Consider the following 17,984-nt stretch of genomic DNA (forward strand, 5'->3'; position numbering starts at 1 on the left):
GATTCGCCTTCGGCTTACTTGGCCGGAGGGCCGGCCTCTTCCCGCTTGGCAATCAGGACATCGATGAAATGCCTGGCTTTCCTGGCCAGCTTGTCGAGCAGTGCAGCCTCGTCGGAGACAGGACCCGCGACGGCGACTCGCCCCCTGAATTCCCAGGCTTCGTGAATGTCCGCTCGAAGCGCGAGCAACTCTTGCTTGCTCGCCACTTCGATCGAGATGGTGAAGCCGAGATATTCCTGTCGTTCGCGACGAAAGGCAGGCGATGAAGCGGCCATGCTCCTGCTCCGGTTGGATGCGATCAGCCGCAGCGCTTCGGGCACCCGGCTCCGTTGCCTGATCTGCTGACAAGGCAGCTCGGCCGACTCCACGCAATTCAGCCGGGTGCCGCGCTACCTTCGCCCCGGCGGCATGCTCAGGCTGCCATCTCCTCGAGTGTCTTTCCGGCTTCGAGCGCCTCCTTCAGCCAGCGCGGCTTCGGGCCCATGCCCGACCAGGTATGTCCAGCCTGGTCCTGGTAGGCCACCTTGGATTTACGCTTCTTGGCCGTGCGCCCCTTCGGACTTTCCGGCTTCGCCGCCGCGGTCTCGCTGGCGAACTCCTCGAGCGATCGGCCCGCGTTGAGCGCGTCTCGCAGCCAGAACGGGCGCTTTCCCATTCCCGACCAGGAATTCCCCTGACCATCGCTGTATTTGGCAGTGCGAGCCGTGCGTGATGGCTTCACTTTAGCGTTCGTCTTCGTCTTGCCGGGTCCCGAGTTTGCGTTGAAGCCCAATTGCTCCGCCGTCAGGCCGTAATGGGCAATGGCCACTCGGATGCGCTCGACCACGCCTTTGACCTCCTGGTCACGGAGCTTGTCCGCCCGGCGCTGAAGTGCCTCGATTTGCTTCTGAATTTGCTTGTAGCTCTGGGTCATTGAACGGAATCTCCAAGATGAGGTGAGAGTGCGACTTTAATTCATTGAGAAGCTGCACGGCTCTGCCCCGCCGCCGGCATTGGCATTCGGAGTGGAAAGAAGCTACTGAATGGCGATCATGCCGCTGGCGCCAATGAGCCGCCCGTCATTCGTTGCCGGTGTCTCCCAACGAGCAAACGACAACAAAAGTGCCGCGACCGAAAGCCGTTGTCGATCCGAGAAAATTGACAGACCGGCGATCCGCGATTGCGAGCGTGCGTCAGAGGATGGAGAACGAGAACGAGCGTTCGACGTCGGCACGGATGTGCTGAATGCGCTCTCGATTCAATTGCTCGGCGGCTTCGGAGTCTCCCGCCTCGATGGCCTGCAGGAGCTTCTTGTGCTCCACGATGGCGGCCTGCATTCGCCCTGGAATCAGCGCAGTCCGATTGCCCATCAATCGAAGGCGGTTCTCGATCGCCATCACGTATTCGATGAGCGTCTCGCTGCGGGAGCATTCGGCCAGAATTCTTCTGAAGGCCAGCGCCGCATCCAGGTACCTGGTCACATCGCCGTCTTTTGCAGACTTGGCCATCTGGTCGAAAGTCTTGCGAAGCCGAGTGCGCTGGGCGGGCTGAATCTCGTTGGCTGCGCGCCGGGCCACCAGTCCTTCCAGCACTTCGCGGATGTCGAGCAATTCGATGATCTCGGACGGTTTCAACTGGGCCACGGTCACACCCACGAAGCGAGTGCGGGAGACCAGTCGTTCCACCTCGAGCTGCCGGATGGCTTCTCTGACCGGCGTGCGACTGACGAAATATTCTTCGGCCAGGTCTTGCTCGGTCAATTTGTCGCCCGGCCTGAGCTCGCCCGCAAGAATGGCACTCCGGATCTTGTCGCAGACCTGCTCCGCCGACAGCGTCGGGGTCTCCCTCTTTGTGCGCGCCTTGGCCGATGGCATGGTCATGTCCCTGGTTATACCGCATGACTTCTTCGCTCTCCTGCGCTTTCAGGGACCTAATTCCGCTGCACTCTCCGATGGCTGTCGGTGAAATTCGCACCACGCCCGAAGTCTGCGCGCATGGTGGTGAATTCACTCCGGCTTCGCGCCTGAACGCTTGATCACGGCGGACCAGTGCGCAACCTCGCTTCGAAGGAAGGTCTTGAATTCGGGCGCGGGATACACGCGCGGCCGTCCGCCGAGCATCGCGATGCGCCTCGTGAAATCGTCCGAGCGAACGATCTTGACCAGCGCCGCGCTGAGCTTGTCGACCTCCGCCTTCGGCGTGCCCGAGGGCGCGAGCATGCCCACCCAGGGCACCATGTCGAAATCCTCGATGCCGCTTTCAGCGACGGTCGGAACCTCCGGGAGCACGGAGGCGCGATCCTTTGAGCTGATGGCGATGGCGCGGACCTTCCCGGCAGCCAGAAAGGGCTGGGCCGCCGCGATCGCGTCGAAAGAGACCTGCACCTGTCCACCGGCGAGGTCGGACAGCGACTTGGTCGAACCCTGATAGGGAATGTGCTGCATCTCCATGCCGCTGCGGCGCAGCAGTTCGGTCATCGCCAGATGCGAGACGGAGCCGTTGCCCGGCGACGAGTAGCTGAGCTTGCCGCGATGGGCCTGCAGGTAGGCCAGGAGTTCCTTCAGTGTCTTGACCGGCAGATCGGTGTTGACCAGCAGCAGCAGCGGCGCGTCGTAGATCAGTCCGATGGGCTCGAAGTCCTTGATCGGGTCATACCTGACGTTCGAATAGAGGAAGGGATTGCCCGCCAGCGCCGCCGATGCGGACAAGGTCAGGACGCTGCCATCCGCAGGCATCTTGGCGACCGCGCCCAGGGCGATGCTGCCGGCCTGGCCCGGCATGTTCTCGATGATCCAGGTCCGTCCCGTGGCCTCGCCCAGGCGATCTGCGATCAGCCGCCCGACGCTGTCGACGGACTGGCCCGGGGGATACCCGATGATGAGTTTGCCGGTGGTATCGGCAAGGGCGCTCGCGCCATGCAGGATGCCGAGAAAGACGAAGAGCCTGAGTGCCGCGCTGACGAAATGCTTCATGGCCTGTCTCCATTCTTGAATGAACAGTGTTCGCGGCACCGACTCAGCGGGCGTTCAGCATCTGGATGATCGAAGAGAAGTCCAGACGGCCTTTTCCGGCCTGGCAGTGCATCGCGTACAGCGACGCCGCGGCCGCGCCGAGCAGCGCCGGCGCGTTGCTGGACATGGCCGCCTGCTCGGCCAGGCGCAGGTCCTTGAGCATCAGCTCGGAGGCGAACCCGCCTTCGTAGCCCCGGTTCGAGGGCGAGGTTGCGACCAGTCCGGGCTCGGGCGAATAGCTCGTCAAGGACCAGCATTGCCCCGACGAGGTCGATGCGATGTCGAAGAACTTCTGCAGATCCAGCCCGAGCCGCCTCGCCAGGTTCAGCGCCTCGGACACGGCGACCATGGAGATTCCGGTGATCATGTTGTTGCAGATCTTCGCGGCCTGGCCGGCGCCGGCGTCGCCCGCATGGATGATGTTCTTGCCCATCGCCTGCAGGATCGGCCGGGCCTGCGCGAAGGCTTCATCGCTCCCGCCGACCATGAAGGTCAGCGTGCCCGCCGCCGCCCCGCCCACGCCGCCGGACACGGGCGCGTCGAGCGTGCGAATGCCGCGTTGCGACAGCGTCCGGTGGAAGGTGGCGCAAGAGGCGATGTCGATGGTCGAGCAGTCGATCACCACGCAGTCCTGCGCATAGGCCAGCTTGTCGTTCGCCACCATGACGTCGAGCACGTGCTTGCCGCTCGGCAGCATGGACACCACGAAATGCGCGCCCTCGATGGCCGAGGAGACGCTGGTCTGCGCCTTCATCCCGTGTCCCGCTGCCTGGTCCAGCACGGCGGGGCTCGTGTCGAAGGCCTTGATCTCATGCCCGGCCTTGCGCAGGTTGACTGCCATGGGCATGCCCATGTTGCCGAGTCCGATGAATCCGATGGTCGTCATTGTCTTGTCTCCATTCGTGTGCGGCCGGAGAGCCCGGCTATGCGAGGTTGAATATCACGGTCTTCTTGTGCGTGAAGTGGTCCAGCATGGCCTCCAGGGAGGCCTCGCGGCCGAGTCCCGATTGCTTCACGCCGCCGTAGGACAGGCCCGGTTGAACGACGATGTTCTGGTTGATCTGCACGAAGCCTGCCTCGAGCCTGCGGCTCGCATCCAAGGCGGTTTTCAGGTCGCGCGTCCAGATGGTTGCCGCGAGCCCGTAGTCGCTGTCGTTCGCCTGCGCGAGCGCGTCTTCGTAGTTCTCGAACGCGATCACGCAGGTGACGGGGCCGAAGATCTCCTCGCGCGCCAGCCGGCTCCGGTTGTCGAGCCCGGTGAAGATGACCGGCCGCACGTAGAGGCCTTCTTTCAAGGCATCGTCCGACGGAAGCGCCGAGCATTCGATGGCCGAAGCACCCGGGGTGTCGCGGCCCGCGTCGATGTACGCCAGGACCTTGTTGCGCTGTTCCCTCGAAATGAGGGTACCGATGTCCGTGGCTTCATCCAACGGATCACCCATCTTCATGGCATCCACCTTGGCCTTGACCTTCGCGACGAACTCGTCGTGAAGACGCTCGTGAACGAAGATCCGGCTTGCCGCGGTGCAGCTCTGGCCCTGGCGCGTGAAGCGCATGCCCGCCACGGCCCCGGCCACCGCCTTGTCGAGGTCGGCATCGCCCATGACGATCATCGGGCTCTTGCCGCCGAGCTCCAAGGTCACGGGGATGAGCTTCTCGCCCGCGGCCTTGGCGACCAGCCGGCCGGTTTCGACGGAGCCGGTGAACGTGATCTTGCGCACGCCGGGATGTGCCACCAGGGGCGCGCCACATTCGGGCCCGAAACCGGAGACGATGTTCAGCACGCCCGGCGGCAGGAGTTGATTGAGGATCTGGCACACGCGAAGCACGGCCAGCGGCGCCTCCTCCGCGGACTTCACGACGACGCAGTTGCCGGCGACGATCGCCGGCGCGATCTTCAGCGCCATGAGCATCATCGGCGCATTCCACGGAATGATCACGCCCACCACGCCGACCGGCTCGCGCGTGGTCACGGTGAGCATCTCGGGACTGAAGGGAACGGACTCCCCCTTCAGCTCCGAGCCGAGGCCGCCATAGAACTGCAGCGCGTCGGCGACGACCGACGCCTCGACGCGGCTTTCCGTTCGGAGCGCCTTGCCGGTTTCCAGCGCCACCAGCCGGCCCAGCTCCTCGACGTGGGCGTTCAGCAGGCGCGCGCATTCGGCCAGCATCGTCCCGCGCTTGCGCGCCGCGATCGCCGCCCAGGCCGGCTGCGCGCGCTGTGCCGCTTCCACCGCGGCGGCGACGTCGTCGGCGTTGCTGGCAGCGGCCGTGCCGATCTGTCGGCCGGTGGCCGGGTTGACGACGGGCAGGGTCTCGCCCGAGCGGGCGGGGACGAGCCGGCCGTCGATCAGATTGACCCCGCTGAGCGCCTCGGCGAGCCGGGCAGGATTCGTCTCGCAGGCGAGTGCGTGTTCCATCATGGTGTCGTCTCCTTGTTCCGGGGTTTCAGCGCTTGATGTCCGCCACCACGGGCCAGCGCTTCTTCACCTTGATGACGCGCGCGCTGCCGCGCCTGACGAAGCGCTTGGTGTCGTCCACGCTGGCCTGGTAGTCCCACACCGGCTGCAATGCATCGGGCAAGTCGTTGATGAAGAGCCGGCGAGCCTGGCTGGCGAGCACGCGCGCCTTGATGTCTTCCGCGTTCCAGCGCGACTCGACATCGGCCTTCAGCCCGGCGAGGACCTCGGGCAGCTCGGACGCGAGGTTGCGCAGTTCGTTGGGGTCCGAAGCCATGTCGTACAGCTGGTCCGGGTAGCCGTGCGTGTAGACGTACTTGTACCGTCCCTTGCGCAGCATGCAGCAGGGACCGGTCACGCCTTCCGCCGTGTATTCGACGAAGGCCGTGGCGTCGTCGCGCTCCGCCGCCCCTTCCACCAGCGGCTTCAATGACCTGCCATCCACCGGCTCCACCCATGCCTGCTTCTTGTCGCCGGTGGCGAAGTCCAGCAGGGTCGGCAGGATGTCGACGTGCGACACCGGCTCGGCGATGCGACGGCCGGCGGCGGAACCGGGGCGCCTGATCAGCAGCGGCACCTTGGCCGACCAGTCGAAGAACACGCGCTTGAACCACATGCCGCGCTCGCCCAGCATGTCGCCGTGGTCCGAGGTGAACATCACGATCGTGTTCTCGTCGAAGCCCGTGCGCTGGAGCGTCTCCAGCAGCTTGCCCACCTTGTCGTCGATATAGCTGACCATGGCGTAGTAGGCGTGGCGGGCCCGCAGGATCTGCTCGTCGCTGGCGGTCTGCTTGTCCAGCCCATGCGAGTACTGGATCCAGCGGCTGAGCATGTCGCGCTCCTCCATGGGGATGTCGCCGACCGTGGGCAGGTTGATCTCCTCGCGCTTGTAGCGGGCGAGGTACTCCGGAAGGATGTGAAAGGGCGGGTGCGGGTGCGTGTACGACACGCACATGAAGAAAGGCTGCTCGCCATCGCGCGCGAGGTCGTACAGGCGCTGGATGGACTTGGCTTCGACCTCTTCGTCGTAGTCCAGCTGCAGGCTGCGGAAGCACTCGCCGCTCTCGTCGACGGTGCTCAAGTTGTGACCGGGCGAATAGAAGCTGAACTCGCCCTCCTTCCAGTCGGCCGCCCATCCGAAATCAGCTGGATAGATGTCGGTCGTGAGCCGTTCCTGGAACCCATGCTTCTGGTCGGGTCCGACGAAGTGCATCTTCCCGCTGAGGATGGTCTTGTAGCCCGCATGCCCGAGGTAGTACGGGAGCGTCGGCGTGGAAGCTTCGAATTCGCACGCGTTGTCGAAGGCGCCGATGCGGGTGGCGAACTGCCCGGCCAGCAAGGAGAAGCGTGCGGGCGCGCACAAGGGGAAGTTGCAGTAGGCGTTGTCGAAAACCGTCGATTGCCCGGCCAGCGCCTGCAGGTTCGGGGCCTTGACGGCCGTGTTGCCGTGGAAGGGAAGGACGGGGGCGGAGAGCTGGTCCGCCATGATCAAAAGGATGTTGGGTTTCTTCATCGGTGTCTCCAGGATTGCATAATCGTTGTATGCAATATAGAGTTGATGGCGTTGAAGTACAAGCTTTTTTTTGAGACTTTTTTGGAGACTTACATGGCCACTGCAGAACTTCCGCTGGCGGGCGTCCGCGTGCTCGATCTGACCCGCGCACTGGCCGGCCCCTTCTGCACCATGATCCTCGCGGACATGGGCGCGGACGTCATCAAGGTCGAGCCCTTGGGGGGCGACATGATCCGGAACTGGGGGCCCTTCGACCGGGGCACCAGCGCTTATTACCTGAGCGGCAACCGCAACAAGCGAGGCATCGCCATCAATTTCCGCGACCCGCGTGCCGTGGAGCTTCTGCGCGAAATGGCGCGCGCGTGCGACGTGATCGCCGAGAACTTCCGGCCCGGTGCGATGGAATCGATGGGCCTGGACTACGAAATGCTGCGCGAACAAAATCCGCGCTTGATCTATGCGGGCATCACCGGCTTCGGCCGCACCGGTCCGGCAGGACAGCGGCCCGGCTTCGACCAGATCGCGCAGGGCTACTCGGGCCTGATGAGCGTCACCGGCTCCGAGGCGTCCGGCCCTCTGCGGGTCGGCGTGGCCATCGGCGACCAGACCGCCGGCATGTGGTGCGCCATCGGCGTGCTCGCTGCGCTCAACGAGCGCCAGCGCACCGGCCGAGGCCAGCGCGTGGAAACCTCGCTGCTCGGCGGGTTGATCGGCCTGCTCAGCGTGCAGGGGCAGCGCTACCTGAGCCTGGGCGAGGTGCCGAAGCTGTCCGGCAACACGCATCCGGTGATTTCCCCCTACGGCGTGTTCCAGGCGGCCGATGGTCCCTTGAACATCGCACCGGCGACGACGGAGATGTGGCAGAAGCTGTGCGCGCTGCTGGGGCTCGGTCATCTGGTCGAGGACCCGCGCTTCGCCACCAACGCGGCGAGGATCGAACGCCGCGATGAACTGAAGGACCTCATCGAAGAGCGGCTGAAGACCGGCACCCGGGAGGCCTGGACGCGGGTTCTCATCGAGGCGGACATTCCTGCCGGGCCGATCAACAACCTGGCGGACGTCTTCAATGACGCACAGGTGCAGCACAACGGCTTCGTCGAAGAGATCGAGCATCCGGAGCTGGGCACGCTGCGCCAGGTCGGCTCACCGGTCAGGCTGGAGGCGATGGACGGCGTCTCGATCCGCAAGGCGCCTCCTCTCCTGGGACAGCACACCTTCGAGGTCCTGCGTGAATACGGCTACAGCCAACACGAGATCGACGCACTCGCGGCCGAGGGCGCCATCGCGCAGGCGAGCGCAGGGGCTGCGGCATGATGCTTTCTGGCACGCCCCTTCTGCGCATCGAAGGCGCCGTCGCGACCATCACCTTGCGTCGGCCGGAACAACACAACCGCATCGACGCGGACGACCCCGGCGTCATCGCGCGCCATCTCGAAGACATCGGCAGAACGCCGGACGTCGCCGTCCTCGTGATCACCGGCACCGGCCAGAAGACCTTCTGCTCGGGCTACACGCTGGGCCAGATCAGTTCCCGCCTCGAAGACCGCAGCTTCGAGGACATGCTGGACCGCATCGAGCAGCTCGAGATTCCCACCATCTGCGCGATGAACGGAAGCGTCTACGGCGGTGGGACCGACCTGGCCATGAGCTGCGATTTCCGCATCGGCGTGCGGGGAAGCCGCCTCTTCATGCCCGCGGCCAGGTTCGGCCTTCACTACTACCCGGGCGGCTTGCGCCGCTTCGTCACGCGGCTCGGACCGACGGCGGCGAAGAAGATCTTCCTGACGGCGCAGAACCTCGATGCCGAAGAGCTTCTGCGCATCGGCTACCTGACGGACCTGGTCGAGCCCGATGGGCTGAGCGCCAAGGTACAGGACTATGTCGCTTCGATCCTGGAATGCGAGCGCACGGCCGTGAGATCGATGAAGCGGCACATCGACGAGCTGGCGCTCGGAACCTGGTCGGAGCCGGCGGGGCGCGCCGCCTACGAAGCTTCCCTGCGTTCGTCCGAGACGGCGGAACGCCTGGCCGCGCTGAGCCAGGGAAAGAACTGAGCTGCGAGATACCTTCGCACCTGCACGCAGGGTGGACTCCGCGATCCGGAAGCACCTGCGTCTCGCCGATGGGATTGCAGGGAGAGACTGCGCCGACGCCGCGGGCGTGATCCGTTCAGAACGCTGCTGCGGCGTCGTTCATTCGCATGGCTGAAAGCGCCTGCACTCCGCAACAGCATGGATGGACGTCAGCGTATTCTCGCCATCGATCTGCCTCGCGGTGAACTTGACCGACGAACCTTCGGGAATGCCAGTCAACAGCGAGCGGTCCGACAGCCTGAAGGTTTGCGTCGTGAATGGAATCTTGGACCCGGGCAGCAGCTTCAATCGCACGTAGAGCTTGCCGCCAGGCTCTTCGTAGGAGGACGCGAGCCGCGCCCGCGTCATGACCGGCGGCGGCTCTTCGGCCTGTGCTGCGGCCCCGTTCATCACCCAGGCACTCGTCACTGCAACGACAACTCTGCACAACGACTTCGACATCGCGGACTCCTCGGGTATGGGTCGGCTCCAACCGCTCGCATTCTGCACTGTACGAGCACGGCGGTGCGGCGCGCGGCGATCGCGAGGGCTCCGCGCGCCAGATGCCGAAGAACTTCCGCTTTTTCGGTGCGCCCGATGCCGAGTCGTGAGCACATGGAGGGTGTTCAGTCTGCAGCGTCGGAACGCCCACCAGCGCGCGGTTCCGGCGGCTTCGCGGCGGGCCCGAGGTTGTGTGCGGTGTTGAGCAGCGAGATGTGGGAGAAGGCTTGCGGAAAGTTGCCGATCTGGCGCCGCGCCGCCGGGTCGTACTCCTCGGCCAGCAGGCCGACGTCGTTGCGCAACGCCAGCAGGCGCTCGAACAGCTTGCGCGCCTCTTCGGTGCGGCCCATCAGCGCATAGGCGTCGGCCAGCCAGAAGCTGCAGGCCAGGAAGGCGCCCTCGCCGGCGGGCAGCCCGTCGTCCGTCTGCCCCGTGTGGTAGCGAAGCACGAAGCCTTCCGTCAGCAGGCGGCGCTCGATGGCCGCGACGGTGCCTGCAAAGCGCGGGTCGGACGCGGGCAGGAAGCCGAGGGTCGGCAGCAGCAGCAGACTGGCGTCGAGCTGGCGGCTGCCATAGGCCTGCACGAAGCTGCCGAGCTCGGCATCGAAGCCATGGCGGCAGACATCTGCATGGATGCGCTCGCGCAGCGTGCACCAGCGCTCCAGCGGCCCTTTCAGGCCGAAGGCCTCGATGCCCTTGATCCCACGATCGAAGGCCACCCACGCCATTGCCTTCGAGAAGGTGAAATGCTGGCGCGGGCCGCGCACCTCCCAGATGCCCTCGTCCGGCTCCTCCCAGATCTGTTCGAGATGTTCGAGCAGTGCCAGCTGCAGCGCCCAGGCACTTTCACTTGCGGCCAGGCCGTTCAGGCGAGCCTGGTGCAAGGCGCCCATCACTTCGCCAAAGACATCGAGCTGGAGCTGGCGGTGCGCCGCATTGCCGATGCGAACCGGCGCAGAGCCTTCGTAACCGGGGAGCCATGGGACTTCCCACTCGGTCGCCCGGCGCTCGCCGGCAATGCCGTACAGGATCTGGGTCTGCGAGGGCGCGCCCGCCGCTGCGCGCACGAGCCACTCGCGCCAGGCCTTCGCCTCGGCGAGATGGCCCGCGTTCAGCAGGGCCAGCAGCGTCATGGTGGCGTCGCGCAGCCAGCAGAAGCGGTAGTCCCAATTGCGCGCCCCGCCGATGCGTTCGGGCAGCGAGGTGGTCGGCGCGGCGACGATGCCGCCGGTGGGCGCATAGGTCAGCGCTTTCAGCGTGATCAGCGAGCGCGACACCGCTTCGTCCCACGCCCCCCTGTCGCCGCGGTGCGCCGCGCACCAATCGGTCCAGAACTTCGCGGTGCGGCTGAGCTCGCACTCGGCGTCCGTCCCCTCCGGCGGCGGCAGGTGCGAGGGGCCCCAGCAGAGCACGAACGAAAGCCGCTCGCCCGCCGATACGCTGAATTCCGCGACACTGCGCAGGTCCTGGCCGCGCAGCGGCATGGGCGAACGCAGCACCACCATGTCGGGCCCGGCCACGGCCATCAGGGTCTGCGGGTCGAGCTTGGAGCACCAGGGCACGGTGGCGCCATAGCCGTAGCGCACCACGAGCTCGGTGCGCATGCGCACCGTGCCGCGCTCGCCCGCGACGATGCGGATCAGGTTCGGCGGATCGCCATGCGGCGGCATGAAGTCGATCACCACCACCGCGCCTTCGTCGGTCTCGAAACGCGTCTCGAGAATCAGCGTGTCGTCGCGATAGCGGCGCGAAACCCGTGCCGATGCATCGGCCGCTGCCAGCAGCCAGCGGCCGTGTTCGGGCGTTCCGAGCAGCGCGGCGAAGCAGGCGTCGGCATCGAAGCGCGGCCAGCACAGCCAGTCGACCGAGCCGTCCTTGCCGACCAGGGCGGCGCTGTAGCAGTCGCCCAGCAGTGCATAGTCCTCGATGCGCCCTGCCATCGCAGTGCTCACAGCGTGAAGTCCAGGACGACCTTGACGTCGTGCGGCTGCTTGCGCAGGGCGTCGGCCCAGTGCTCCGGCGCGACGCGCCGACTGATCAGGCGGTCCAGCCAGCTGCGATCGGCGGCGCCCAGGGCGGCTGCGGCCTTCTCGTAGTGGGAGCGATTGGCATTGACCGCGCCGAAAACCACATCGTTCTCGAGCACCATGCTGCGGTCCAGCGCCGCGACATCGAGGCTGAGCACGTGCCGTCCCGAAGACAGGCCCGCCAGGCAGACGATGCCCGGGGCGCCGTTGCGGCGGAGGACATCGAGCACCAGGGAAGGCGCGCCGGTGCATTCGAACACCATGTCCGGGCGGCAGGCGTCGGGCCCGGGCAGCGCGCCGACGTGGTAGGTGGCGCCGAGGTCTTTCACCAGCTGCGGCTTCGGGCCCGCCTCGGCGCGGTCCATCACATGCACCTCGAGGCCGCGCTGGACGCCGAGCAGCGCGGCGAGCAGGCCGATGGGGCCGGCCCCCGTGACAAGGACGGTGCGGGGCCGCCATGCAGCCGAGCGTTGCCCGATCCGTTCCGCATGCTCCCAGGCCTTGGTCACGATGCTCGCCGGCTCCAACAGCACGCCGGCCATGCCCAGAGCCGGGTCGACCGGCACGGCGAATTCCGGGGCGATGCGGAAATAGTCGCTGCCGTAGCCGTCCAGCCCCTTGATGCCGCGCTCGACGTAGCGGCCGTTCGCGCACATGTCCCACTCGCCGGCTGCACAGTAGCGGCACGGCTCCGGGTCCGGACGGCGCACGATGCCGACCACGAGATCGCCTGCGGCAATCCCGCAGTCCGCCGGAGCGGCCTCGACGCGGCCGAGCGATTCGTGCCCGAGGATCAGCCGCGACCGCCCCTCCGGCGCGGCACCGTAGGCGCCCGACACGATCTCGATGTCGGTGCCGCAGATGCCGATGCCCAGGGTTCGCACCAGCACCGAACCCTCTTCCGGCGGCGGCTCCTGCACTTTCTCGAGCCGCGCGGAATCGGCACGGCCGGGTTCCACTGTGAGAGCACGCATGATCGGGCGCCTTTCCGAGCTTGGAGCCGACATCGGAAGGCCCGCACCTCGGCCCGGGCGTAGGTGAGCGTGCCTTCTTGGGATGGGCTGGTTTCCCAAGGAGCGGTCGGGGCGTGGAGATGGCTTGGCAGATGCTGCGTCGCTGGCAGGGAGAAGCGTTCTTTCCATCCACTTGGATGGTGCTAAGATGGTTACATGCCCAAGAAAAGCAATCTGCTCGCGACCAGCGCGAAGCCTGCCGACGAAAAGATCACGATCAACGTCGGCTGCGTGGATCTCGGGCAGATCGATCTGCTCGTGCAGGAAGGCTTCTATGCCAACCGCACGGACCTCATCCGCACGGCGATCCGCAACCAGCTCGCCACCCAGGCGGAAGTCGTCCGGCAGGTCGTCTCGCGAAAGTCGCTGGTGCTCGGCATCCAGAGCTTCAGCGCGCAAGACCTGCTGGCCGTGAAGGCGGCCGGCCAGACGCTGCAGATCCGCGTCCTCGGACTCGCCGCGATCGCGCCGGACGTCACGCCTGCGCTGGCGCTGGCGACGATCGAATCGATTTCCGTGCTCGGCGCCTTGCACGCCAGTGCGGCCGTCAAGGCTGCGCTCGCCGGGCGCATCCGCTCACCCTGAACCGAAAGCACCGCATGAATTCCGCTCTCCTTGCGCAGATGGCCGAGGCAACGCGCCTGACCCGACTCGGCGATCTCCAAGCCGCCACCGCCGCGATCCAGGCTGCACTCGGTGGCATCGCGACGCCCGCCGCCACGCCCGGCGAGGTGATCGATGTCGAGGCGCGTGTTGTCCATTCGCCTGCGCAATCACCGCCTGTCGACAACGAACCCTCCGCAGGGATCGATGAACGCGCGGGCACGTTCGTTGCCGGCAGTTTCGCGAACGCGATCGGCCGCCGCGACTACAAGCTCTTCGTTCCTCCTCAGGCAGGCGAGCGCGCGCTGCCGCTGGTGGTGATGCTGCACGGATGCACGCAGGATCCCGACGACTTCGCCGCAGGCACCCGGATGAACGAGGCGGCAAGGGAACAGGGATTCTTTGTCCTGTACCCGGCGCAATCGCGGCGCATGAATCCACAGGGCTGCTGGAACTGGTTCAAGCACAGCCATCAGAAGCGCGGCAGCGGAGAACCCGCCATCCTGGCCGACATGACCAAGGACGTGATCCGACGCCACGACGTCGATGCCCGCCGCGTCTTCATTGCCGGCCTGTCGGCAGGCGGCGCGATGGCGGCGATCATGGGAGAGGCCTACCCGGAGATTTATTCGGCCGTCGGGGTTCATTCGGGTCTCGCAGCCGGCGCCGCCACGGATTTGCCGGGCGCATTGATGGCGATGAAGTCGGGAAGTGCGCGCGCGCCGGCAAGGGCTGCCGCGCGCCCGACCATCGTGTTTCATGGCGATGCGGATGCGACGGTGAATGCGGTGAATGCGGAACGTGTCGTCACCGCGGCCGCCGGCGACGCGCAGGCCATTCAGGTCGAGCGGATCCATCGCGGCACGCATCGAGCGTCGACCCGGCACGTGCATCGTGCAGCGGACGGGCGGGTCGTCGTGGAGCACTGGATCGTGCACGGAGGTGCACATGCCTGGTTCGGGGGGAGCGCCGCGGGTTCCTACACGGACGCTCAGGGGCCGGATGCGACCGCGGAGATGCTGCGATTCTTTTTCGATCAGCCACACAAGCCCTGCCACTAGGGGACGGGCGAAGATCCGCTGCTCGCGCAAGACGCGCGGTGACTCCACGGGCCACGGCGAAAAGGCGAGCGGGAACCCGGTTGCTCAGCCGCGCACGGCCGCTTCGATGGCGGCGACGTCGATCTTCTTCATCGGCATCATCGCCGCGAACGCACGCTTGGCCGCTTCGCCGCCCTTGGCGAGCGCGTCCGTCAGCACACGCGGGGTAATCTGCCAGCTGACGCCCCATTTGTCCTTGCACCAGCCGCACTGGCTTTCCTGCCCGCCATTGCCGACGATCGCGTTCCAGTAGCGATCGGTCTCTTCCTGGTCATCGGTCGCGATCTGGAATGAGAAGGCCTCGCTGTGCTTGAACTGCGGCCCGCCATTGAGGCCGATGCAGGGTATGCCAACGACGGTGAATTCGACAACCAGGGCATCTCCGGTCTTGCCGTCGGGATAGTCGCCCGGCGCACGGTGGACGGCGCCGAGGCTGCTTTGCGGGAAGGTGTTGGCGTAGAAGCGCGCGGCCTCTTCGGCATTGTGTTCGTACCACAGGCAGATTGTGTTCTTTGCCATCGTGAATAGCTCCTTTGCTATCGGTGAGAAGTTAGCGGGCGTGTCCCGCTCGACGGTGCGAAGTTTCGGACCCCGGAGGGGTCGAGACGCGCGGCGCTCAGCGTGCCACTGCGGACCGCCGAGCGGGAACAGTATGGCCGAGCGTTTGCAGCCGCTCAAGTGCAGGCAGCCTCGATGGGACGGCCACCCGTCGGGTGCAAGATGCCTATCATGGCGAATGAACGCCAACCCGGAATCCGAAGTGGCCGATTCGGTGCAATCGCCTCACCCGCCGTTGTCGGCGTACTACCGGGACGAAGCCGAGCACCAGCGCTTCCTGCGGCGCCTCTTCGACGAGACGGCCGGCGACTACGACCGCATCGAGCGCGTCCTGGCCTTGGGCACCGGGTCCAGGTACCGGAGGATGGCGCTGCAGCGCGCGGGGCTGCGGCCGGGCGACAAGGTCCTCGACGTCGGCATCGGAACCGGCCTGGTGGCGCGCGAAGCGTGTGCCCTGATCGGCGCGGCAGGCAGCCTCGTGGGCGTCGACCCGAGTCCCGGCATGCTGAGCCAGGTCGCCCTGTGCGGGGTGCAGCTCAGGGTCGGTCGGGCGGAGCAACTGCCATGCGACGACGGCGAGGCCGACTTCCTCAGCATGGGATACGCACTCCGGCACGTGTCCGATATCGGCTGCTCCTTTGCCGAATTCCATCGCGCGCTGCGCCCGGGCGGGCGCCTGCTCATCCTGGAGATCACCCGGCCCCAGAGCCGCATCGGCACTGCCCTGCTCAAGGCGTACATGCGCACGCTGGTCCCCGTCATCGCGCGCGTCGTTGCGCCCCAGCACGACAGCGCCGAACTGTGGCGCTATTACTGGGACACGATCGAAGCCTGCATCGCGCCGGCCCAGATCATCGCGGCCCTGCAGGCGGCCGGATTCGAGGCCGTGGCGCGGCACACGGAGCTCAACATCTTTTCGGAGTACAGCGCCGTCAAGCCCGGTGTTCGCTAGCCGCCAGCGCGCCGGATGCCGGACTCCGTCCGCTTTCAGCCCGTGGTGGAGGTCGGCGGCCACGGGAGGCTCGAGGGCCGCATCGTGCCGCCGCAGCCGGCGGGATGGAGATCACCGGCACGAGCAAGCCGGGTCATCGCGCGAAGCGGCTTCGGTACGCCACGAGGCTCACTCCGAGACGCCGGCCGAAGGCGCGCCTGAAGCCGTCCACATTCGCATAGCCGACCGCATCGGCCAAGCGCTTGGCGGGCAGGTCCGACTCCTCGGCCAAGCGGCGGGCGGCGTCGATCCTCGCCTTCTCCACAAACTCCGCGGGCGTGGTCCCGGTCTCGCTGCGGAAGATCCGGGCGAAGTTCCTTTCGCTCATGCCGGCGCGCGACGCCAGGACGGGAACGGACAGATCGTCTTTCAGGTTCGCCAGCACATGGTCCTGGACCGCGCGCACGCTGGAACGCTCCGACGTCTGCGCCGCCAGGTGGGCGCTGAACTGGCTCTGGCCGCCAGGGCGCTTGAGGAACATCACCATCTCGCGCGCCACGCGCAGCGCGAGTTCGCGGCCGTGGTCTTCTTCCACCATCGCGAGTGCGAGGTCCATGCCGGCAGTGACCCCCGCGGAAGTGAAGAGCTTGCCGTCCTTCACGTAGATGGCGTCCGCTTCGACGCACGCCCGGGGATAGGCCGCCGCGAGGCGCTCGGCGGCATTCCAGTGGGTCGCGACCCGCTTGCCGTCGAGGAGCCCGGTAGCCGCCAACACGAACGCGCCGGTGCACACCGACCCGTAGCGTCGCACGCTGCGGGACTGGCGACGCAGCCATTCTTGCAGCTGCGCGTCGCTCGCCATGTCCGCGATGTCGGGGCTGCCCGCGACGAGCAAGGTGTCGATGGCCCCGCGCTGCGTCGCAATGGTGGCGTCGACGGCAAGACGCAAACCGCTGCTGCTCTTGAGCATGCCCGCTTCGGTGCCGATCACCTGCACCTGGTAGGCACGCGGCTTGCCGAGCTGGCGTGATGCTTCGCTGAAGACATCCGCAGGCCCGACCACGTCGAGCAGCTGGACACGGGGAAAGGCGAGGATGGCGATGCGCATGGCTGACAAGGCCGAATGATTGGCAGGAAACGCCTTGCGACGGCGCAGACGACAGCGCAAGTTTGGCGGAAACTGCCACCACATGCAAATACAGCCAGAGGTGCCCACCATGCAAGAGCCGTCGATTAATCCGCCCTTCCCGGTTTTCTCCCCGTCCGAGGAAGCTTCCGTACGAAACCTGCCGGTCAACCTGTTCGGCTCTGTCATGGGTTTGTCGGGGCTCGCCCTTGCCTGGCGCCTGGCTCACGGCAGCCTTGGTGCGCCGGCCCTTGTCGGCGAGGCGATCGGGGCGTTCGCGTTCGCCGTCTTCCTGCTCATCGCACTGGGCTATCTGACGAAACTCGCGAGGCATCCGAAGGCCGTGCATGCGGAGTTCCATCACCCGGTGGCAGGCAACTTCTTCGGCACCATCGCCATCTCGATTCTCTTGCTGTCCGCGGTCGCCGAGCCGTACAGCGCAGCCGTCGCGCATGCGATCTGGACCGTGGGCGTGGTGGCGACTTTCGCGCTCAGCTTCGTCGTCGTCTCGCGCCTGCTCAAGGGCCGGGTGGATGCATCGCACGCCCTGCCGGCCTGGTTGATTCCGGGCGTGGCCACACTCGACATCGCCGTGACGGGCGGGCACATGCCCATGGGCTGGGCGCCGGAACTGAATCTGTTTGCCGGTGCCGTCGGCGCCGTGCTCGCGCTGGTGCTCTTTGCCATGATCGTCAGCCGGCTGGTGCATCACGATCCGCTGGCGGCTGCCATGACGCCGTCGTTGATGATCCTGGTGGCGCCCTTCGCCGTCGGCTTTCTCGCGTACAGCAATATCGTCGGCGGTATCGATCGCTTCGGCGCCCTGCTCTTCTACTTTGCGCTCTTCATGTTCGCCGTGGTCGCGACCAAGGTGTTCCGCCGGAGCGTCCGGTTCTCGCCGGCTTGGTGGACCATCGGCTTTCCGATGGCTGCGCTGGTCAATGCGGCGCTGAAGTATGCGGAGTTCCGTGCGAACGGCCCCCTCTGGGTGCTCGCCGCCGCCCTGCTGGGCGCGTTGAGCCTGGCCTTGGCGATCCTGACGGTACGCACCGCGCGGATCGCGCTCAACGGGAAGCTCTTCACATGAGTCC

General features: G+C 66.3%; 18 protein-coding genes. 6 read left to right on the top strand and 12 right to left on the bottom strand.

Annotation, left to right across the window (positions count from 1 at the left end; translation table 11 throughout):
- Positions 1-14: 14 nt before the first annotated feature.
- From J2739_RS12045 to betC, 7 genes are all read right to left on the bottom strand, one after another.
- Positions 15-275 (bottom strand): hypothetical protein, encoded by a 261-nt coding sequence (locus J2739_RS12045; RefSeq protein WP_309901836.1) that lies wholly within the window; start codon positions 273-275, stop codon positions 15-17.
- Positions 276-412: 137 nt separating this feature from the next.
- The gene (locus tag J2739_RS12050; RefSeq protein ID WP_309901838.1) at positions 413-913 is read right to left on the bottom strand and encodes an H-NS family nucleoid-associated regulatory protein; all 501 of its coding nucleotides are present in this window, start codon (positions 911-913) and stop codon (positions 413-415) included.
- Between the two features lie 259 nt (positions 914-1,172).
- A complete protein-coding gene (locus J2739_RS12055) occupies positions 1,173-1,853 on the bottom strand; it encodes a GntR family transcriptional regulator (protein WP_309901840.1) in 681 nt (226 codons plus the stop codon).
- Positions 1,854-1,985: 132 nt separating this feature from the next.
- Positions 1,986-2,951, bottom strand: coding sequence for a Bug family tripartite tricarboxylate transporter substrate binding protein (locus tag J2739_RS12060; RefSeq protein ID WP_309901841.1), 966 nt, complete (start codon positions 2,949-2,951; stop codon positions 1,986-1,988).
- A gap of 43 nt (positions 2,952-2,994) precedes the next feature.
- Positions 2,995-3,876, bottom strand: a complete 882-nt coding sequence (mmsB, locus tag J2739_RS12065) for a 3-hydroxyisobutyrate dehydrogenase (RefSeq protein WP_309901843.1) — start codon at positions 3,874-3,876, stop codon at positions 2,995-2,997.
- Between the two features lie 37 nt (positions 3,877-3,913).
- Entirely contained in the window at positions 3,914-5,413 is a 1,500-nt protein-coding gene (locus J2739_RS12070; protein WP_309901845.1) for an aldehyde dehydrogenase family protein, read from the bottom strand.
- A gap of 25 nt (positions 5,414-5,438) precedes the next feature.
- Positions 5,439-6,962, bottom strand: coding sequence for a choline-sulfatase (betC, locus tag J2739_RS12075; protein WP_309901847.1), 1,524 nt, complete (start codon positions 6,960-6,962; stop codon positions 5,439-5,441).
- 93 nt (positions 6,963-7,055) lie between these two features.
- Here betC and J2739_RS12080 point away from each other — a divergent pair, with 93 nt between their 5' ends.
- Positions 7,056-8,276 carry a CaiB/BaiF CoA transferase family protein gene (locus tag J2739_RS12080; protein WP_309901849.1) on the top strand — a complete coding sequence of 407 codons (1,221 nt, stop codon included), beginning with the start codon at positions 7,056-7,058 and terminating at the stop codon, positions 8,274-8,276.
- Positions 8,273-9,016 carry an enoyl-CoA hydratase/isomerase family protein gene (locus J2739_RS12085; protein WP_309901851.1) on the top strand — a complete coding sequence of 248 codons (744 nt, stop codon included), beginning with the start codon at positions 8,273-8,275 and terminating at the stop codon, positions 9,014-9,016. Before J2739_RS12080 ends, J2739_RS12085 begins: the two co-directional genes overlap by 4 nt.
- A 138-nt stretch (positions 9,017-9,154) precedes the next feature.
- On the opposite strand, the gene J2739_RS12090 is transcribed toward J2739_RS12085, so the two are convergent.
- From J2739_RS12090 to J2739_RS12100, 3 genes are all read right to left on the bottom strand, one after another.
- The gene (locus J2739_RS12090; RefSeq protein ID WP_309901853.1) at positions 9,155-9,496 is read right to left on the bottom strand and encodes a copper-binding protein; all 342 of its coding nucleotides are present in this window, start codon (positions 9,494-9,496) and stop codon (positions 9,155-9,157) included.
- Positions 9,497-9,660: 164 nt separating this feature from the next.
- Positions 9,661-11,475 carry a glycoside hydrolase family 15 protein gene (locus J2739_RS12095; protein ID WP_309902133.1) on the bottom strand — a complete coding sequence of 605 codons (1,815 nt, stop codon included), beginning with the start codon at positions 11,473-11,475 and terminating at the stop codon, positions 9,661-9,663.
- Positions 11,476-11,483: 8 nt separating this feature from the next.
- The gene (locus J2739_RS12100; RefSeq protein WP_309901855.1) at positions 11,484-12,536 is read right to left on the bottom strand and encodes a glucose 1-dehydrogenase; all 1,053 of its coding nucleotides are present in this window, start codon (positions 12,534-12,536) and stop codon (positions 11,484-11,486) included.
- A 195-nt stretch (positions 12,537-12,731) separates the two neighbouring features.
- Between J2739_RS12100 and J2739_RS12105 the strand changes: the two genes are divergently transcribed.
- Both J2739_RS12105 and J2739_RS12110 read left to right on the top strand, forming a co-directional pair.
- A complete protein-coding gene (locus tag J2739_RS12105) occupies positions 12,732-13,160 on the top strand; it encodes a CopG family transcriptional regulator (RefSeq protein WP_309901857.1) in 429 nt (142 codons plus the stop codon).
- 14 nt (positions 13,161-13,174) lie between these two features.
- Positions 13,175-14,239 carry an extracellular catalytic domain type 1 short-chain-length polyhydroxyalkanoate depolymerase gene (locus tag J2739_RS12110; protein WP_309901859.1) on the top strand — a complete coding sequence of 355 codons (1,065 nt, stop codon included), beginning with the start codon at positions 13,175-13,177 and terminating at the stop codon, positions 14,237-14,239.
- Positions 14,240-14,323: 84 nt separating this feature from the next.
- Here the strand turns inward: J2739_RS12110 and J2739_RS12115 are convergent, their stop codons facing one another.
- Complete coding sequence (locus J2739_RS12115) at positions 14,324-14,797, bottom strand: VOC family protein (RefSeq protein WP_309902135.1); 474 nt, start codon at positions 14,795-14,797, stop codon at positions 14,324-14,326.
- Positions 14,798-15,014: 217 nt separating this feature from the next.
- On the opposite strand from J2739_RS12115, the gene J2739_RS12120 reads away from it, so the two are divergent.
- Positions 15,015-15,788 carry a class I SAM-dependent methyltransferase gene (locus J2739_RS12120; RefSeq protein ID WP_309901861.1) on the top strand — a complete coding sequence of 258 codons (774 nt, stop codon included), beginning with the start codon at positions 15,015-15,017 and terminating at the stop codon, positions 15,786-15,788.
- A gap of 133 nt (positions 15,789-15,921) precedes the next feature.
- Here J2739_RS12120 and J2739_RS12125 read toward each other — a convergent pair whose 3' ends face one another.
- The gene (locus J2739_RS12125) at positions 15,922-16,875 is read right to left on the bottom strand and encodes a GlxA family transcriptional regulator (protein WP_309901862.1); all 954 of its coding nucleotides are present in this window, start codon (positions 16,873-16,875) and stop codon (positions 15,922-15,924) included.
- 109 nt (positions 16,876-16,984) lie between these two features.
- On the opposite strand from J2739_RS12125, the gene J2739_RS12130 reads away from it, so the two are divergent.
- A complete protein-coding gene (locus J2739_RS12130; protein WP_309901864.1) occupies positions 16,985-17,980 on the top strand; it encodes an SLAC1 anion channel family protein in 996 nt (331 codons plus the stop codon).
- Positions 17,981-17,984 lie beyond the last annotated feature (4 nt).

The sequence above is a fragment of the Variovorax soli genome (assembly GCF_031454625.1).
Taxonomy (GTDB): Bacteria; Pseudomonadota; Gammaproteobacteria; order Burkholderiales; family Burkholderiaceae_C; genus Variovorax; species Variovorax soli_A.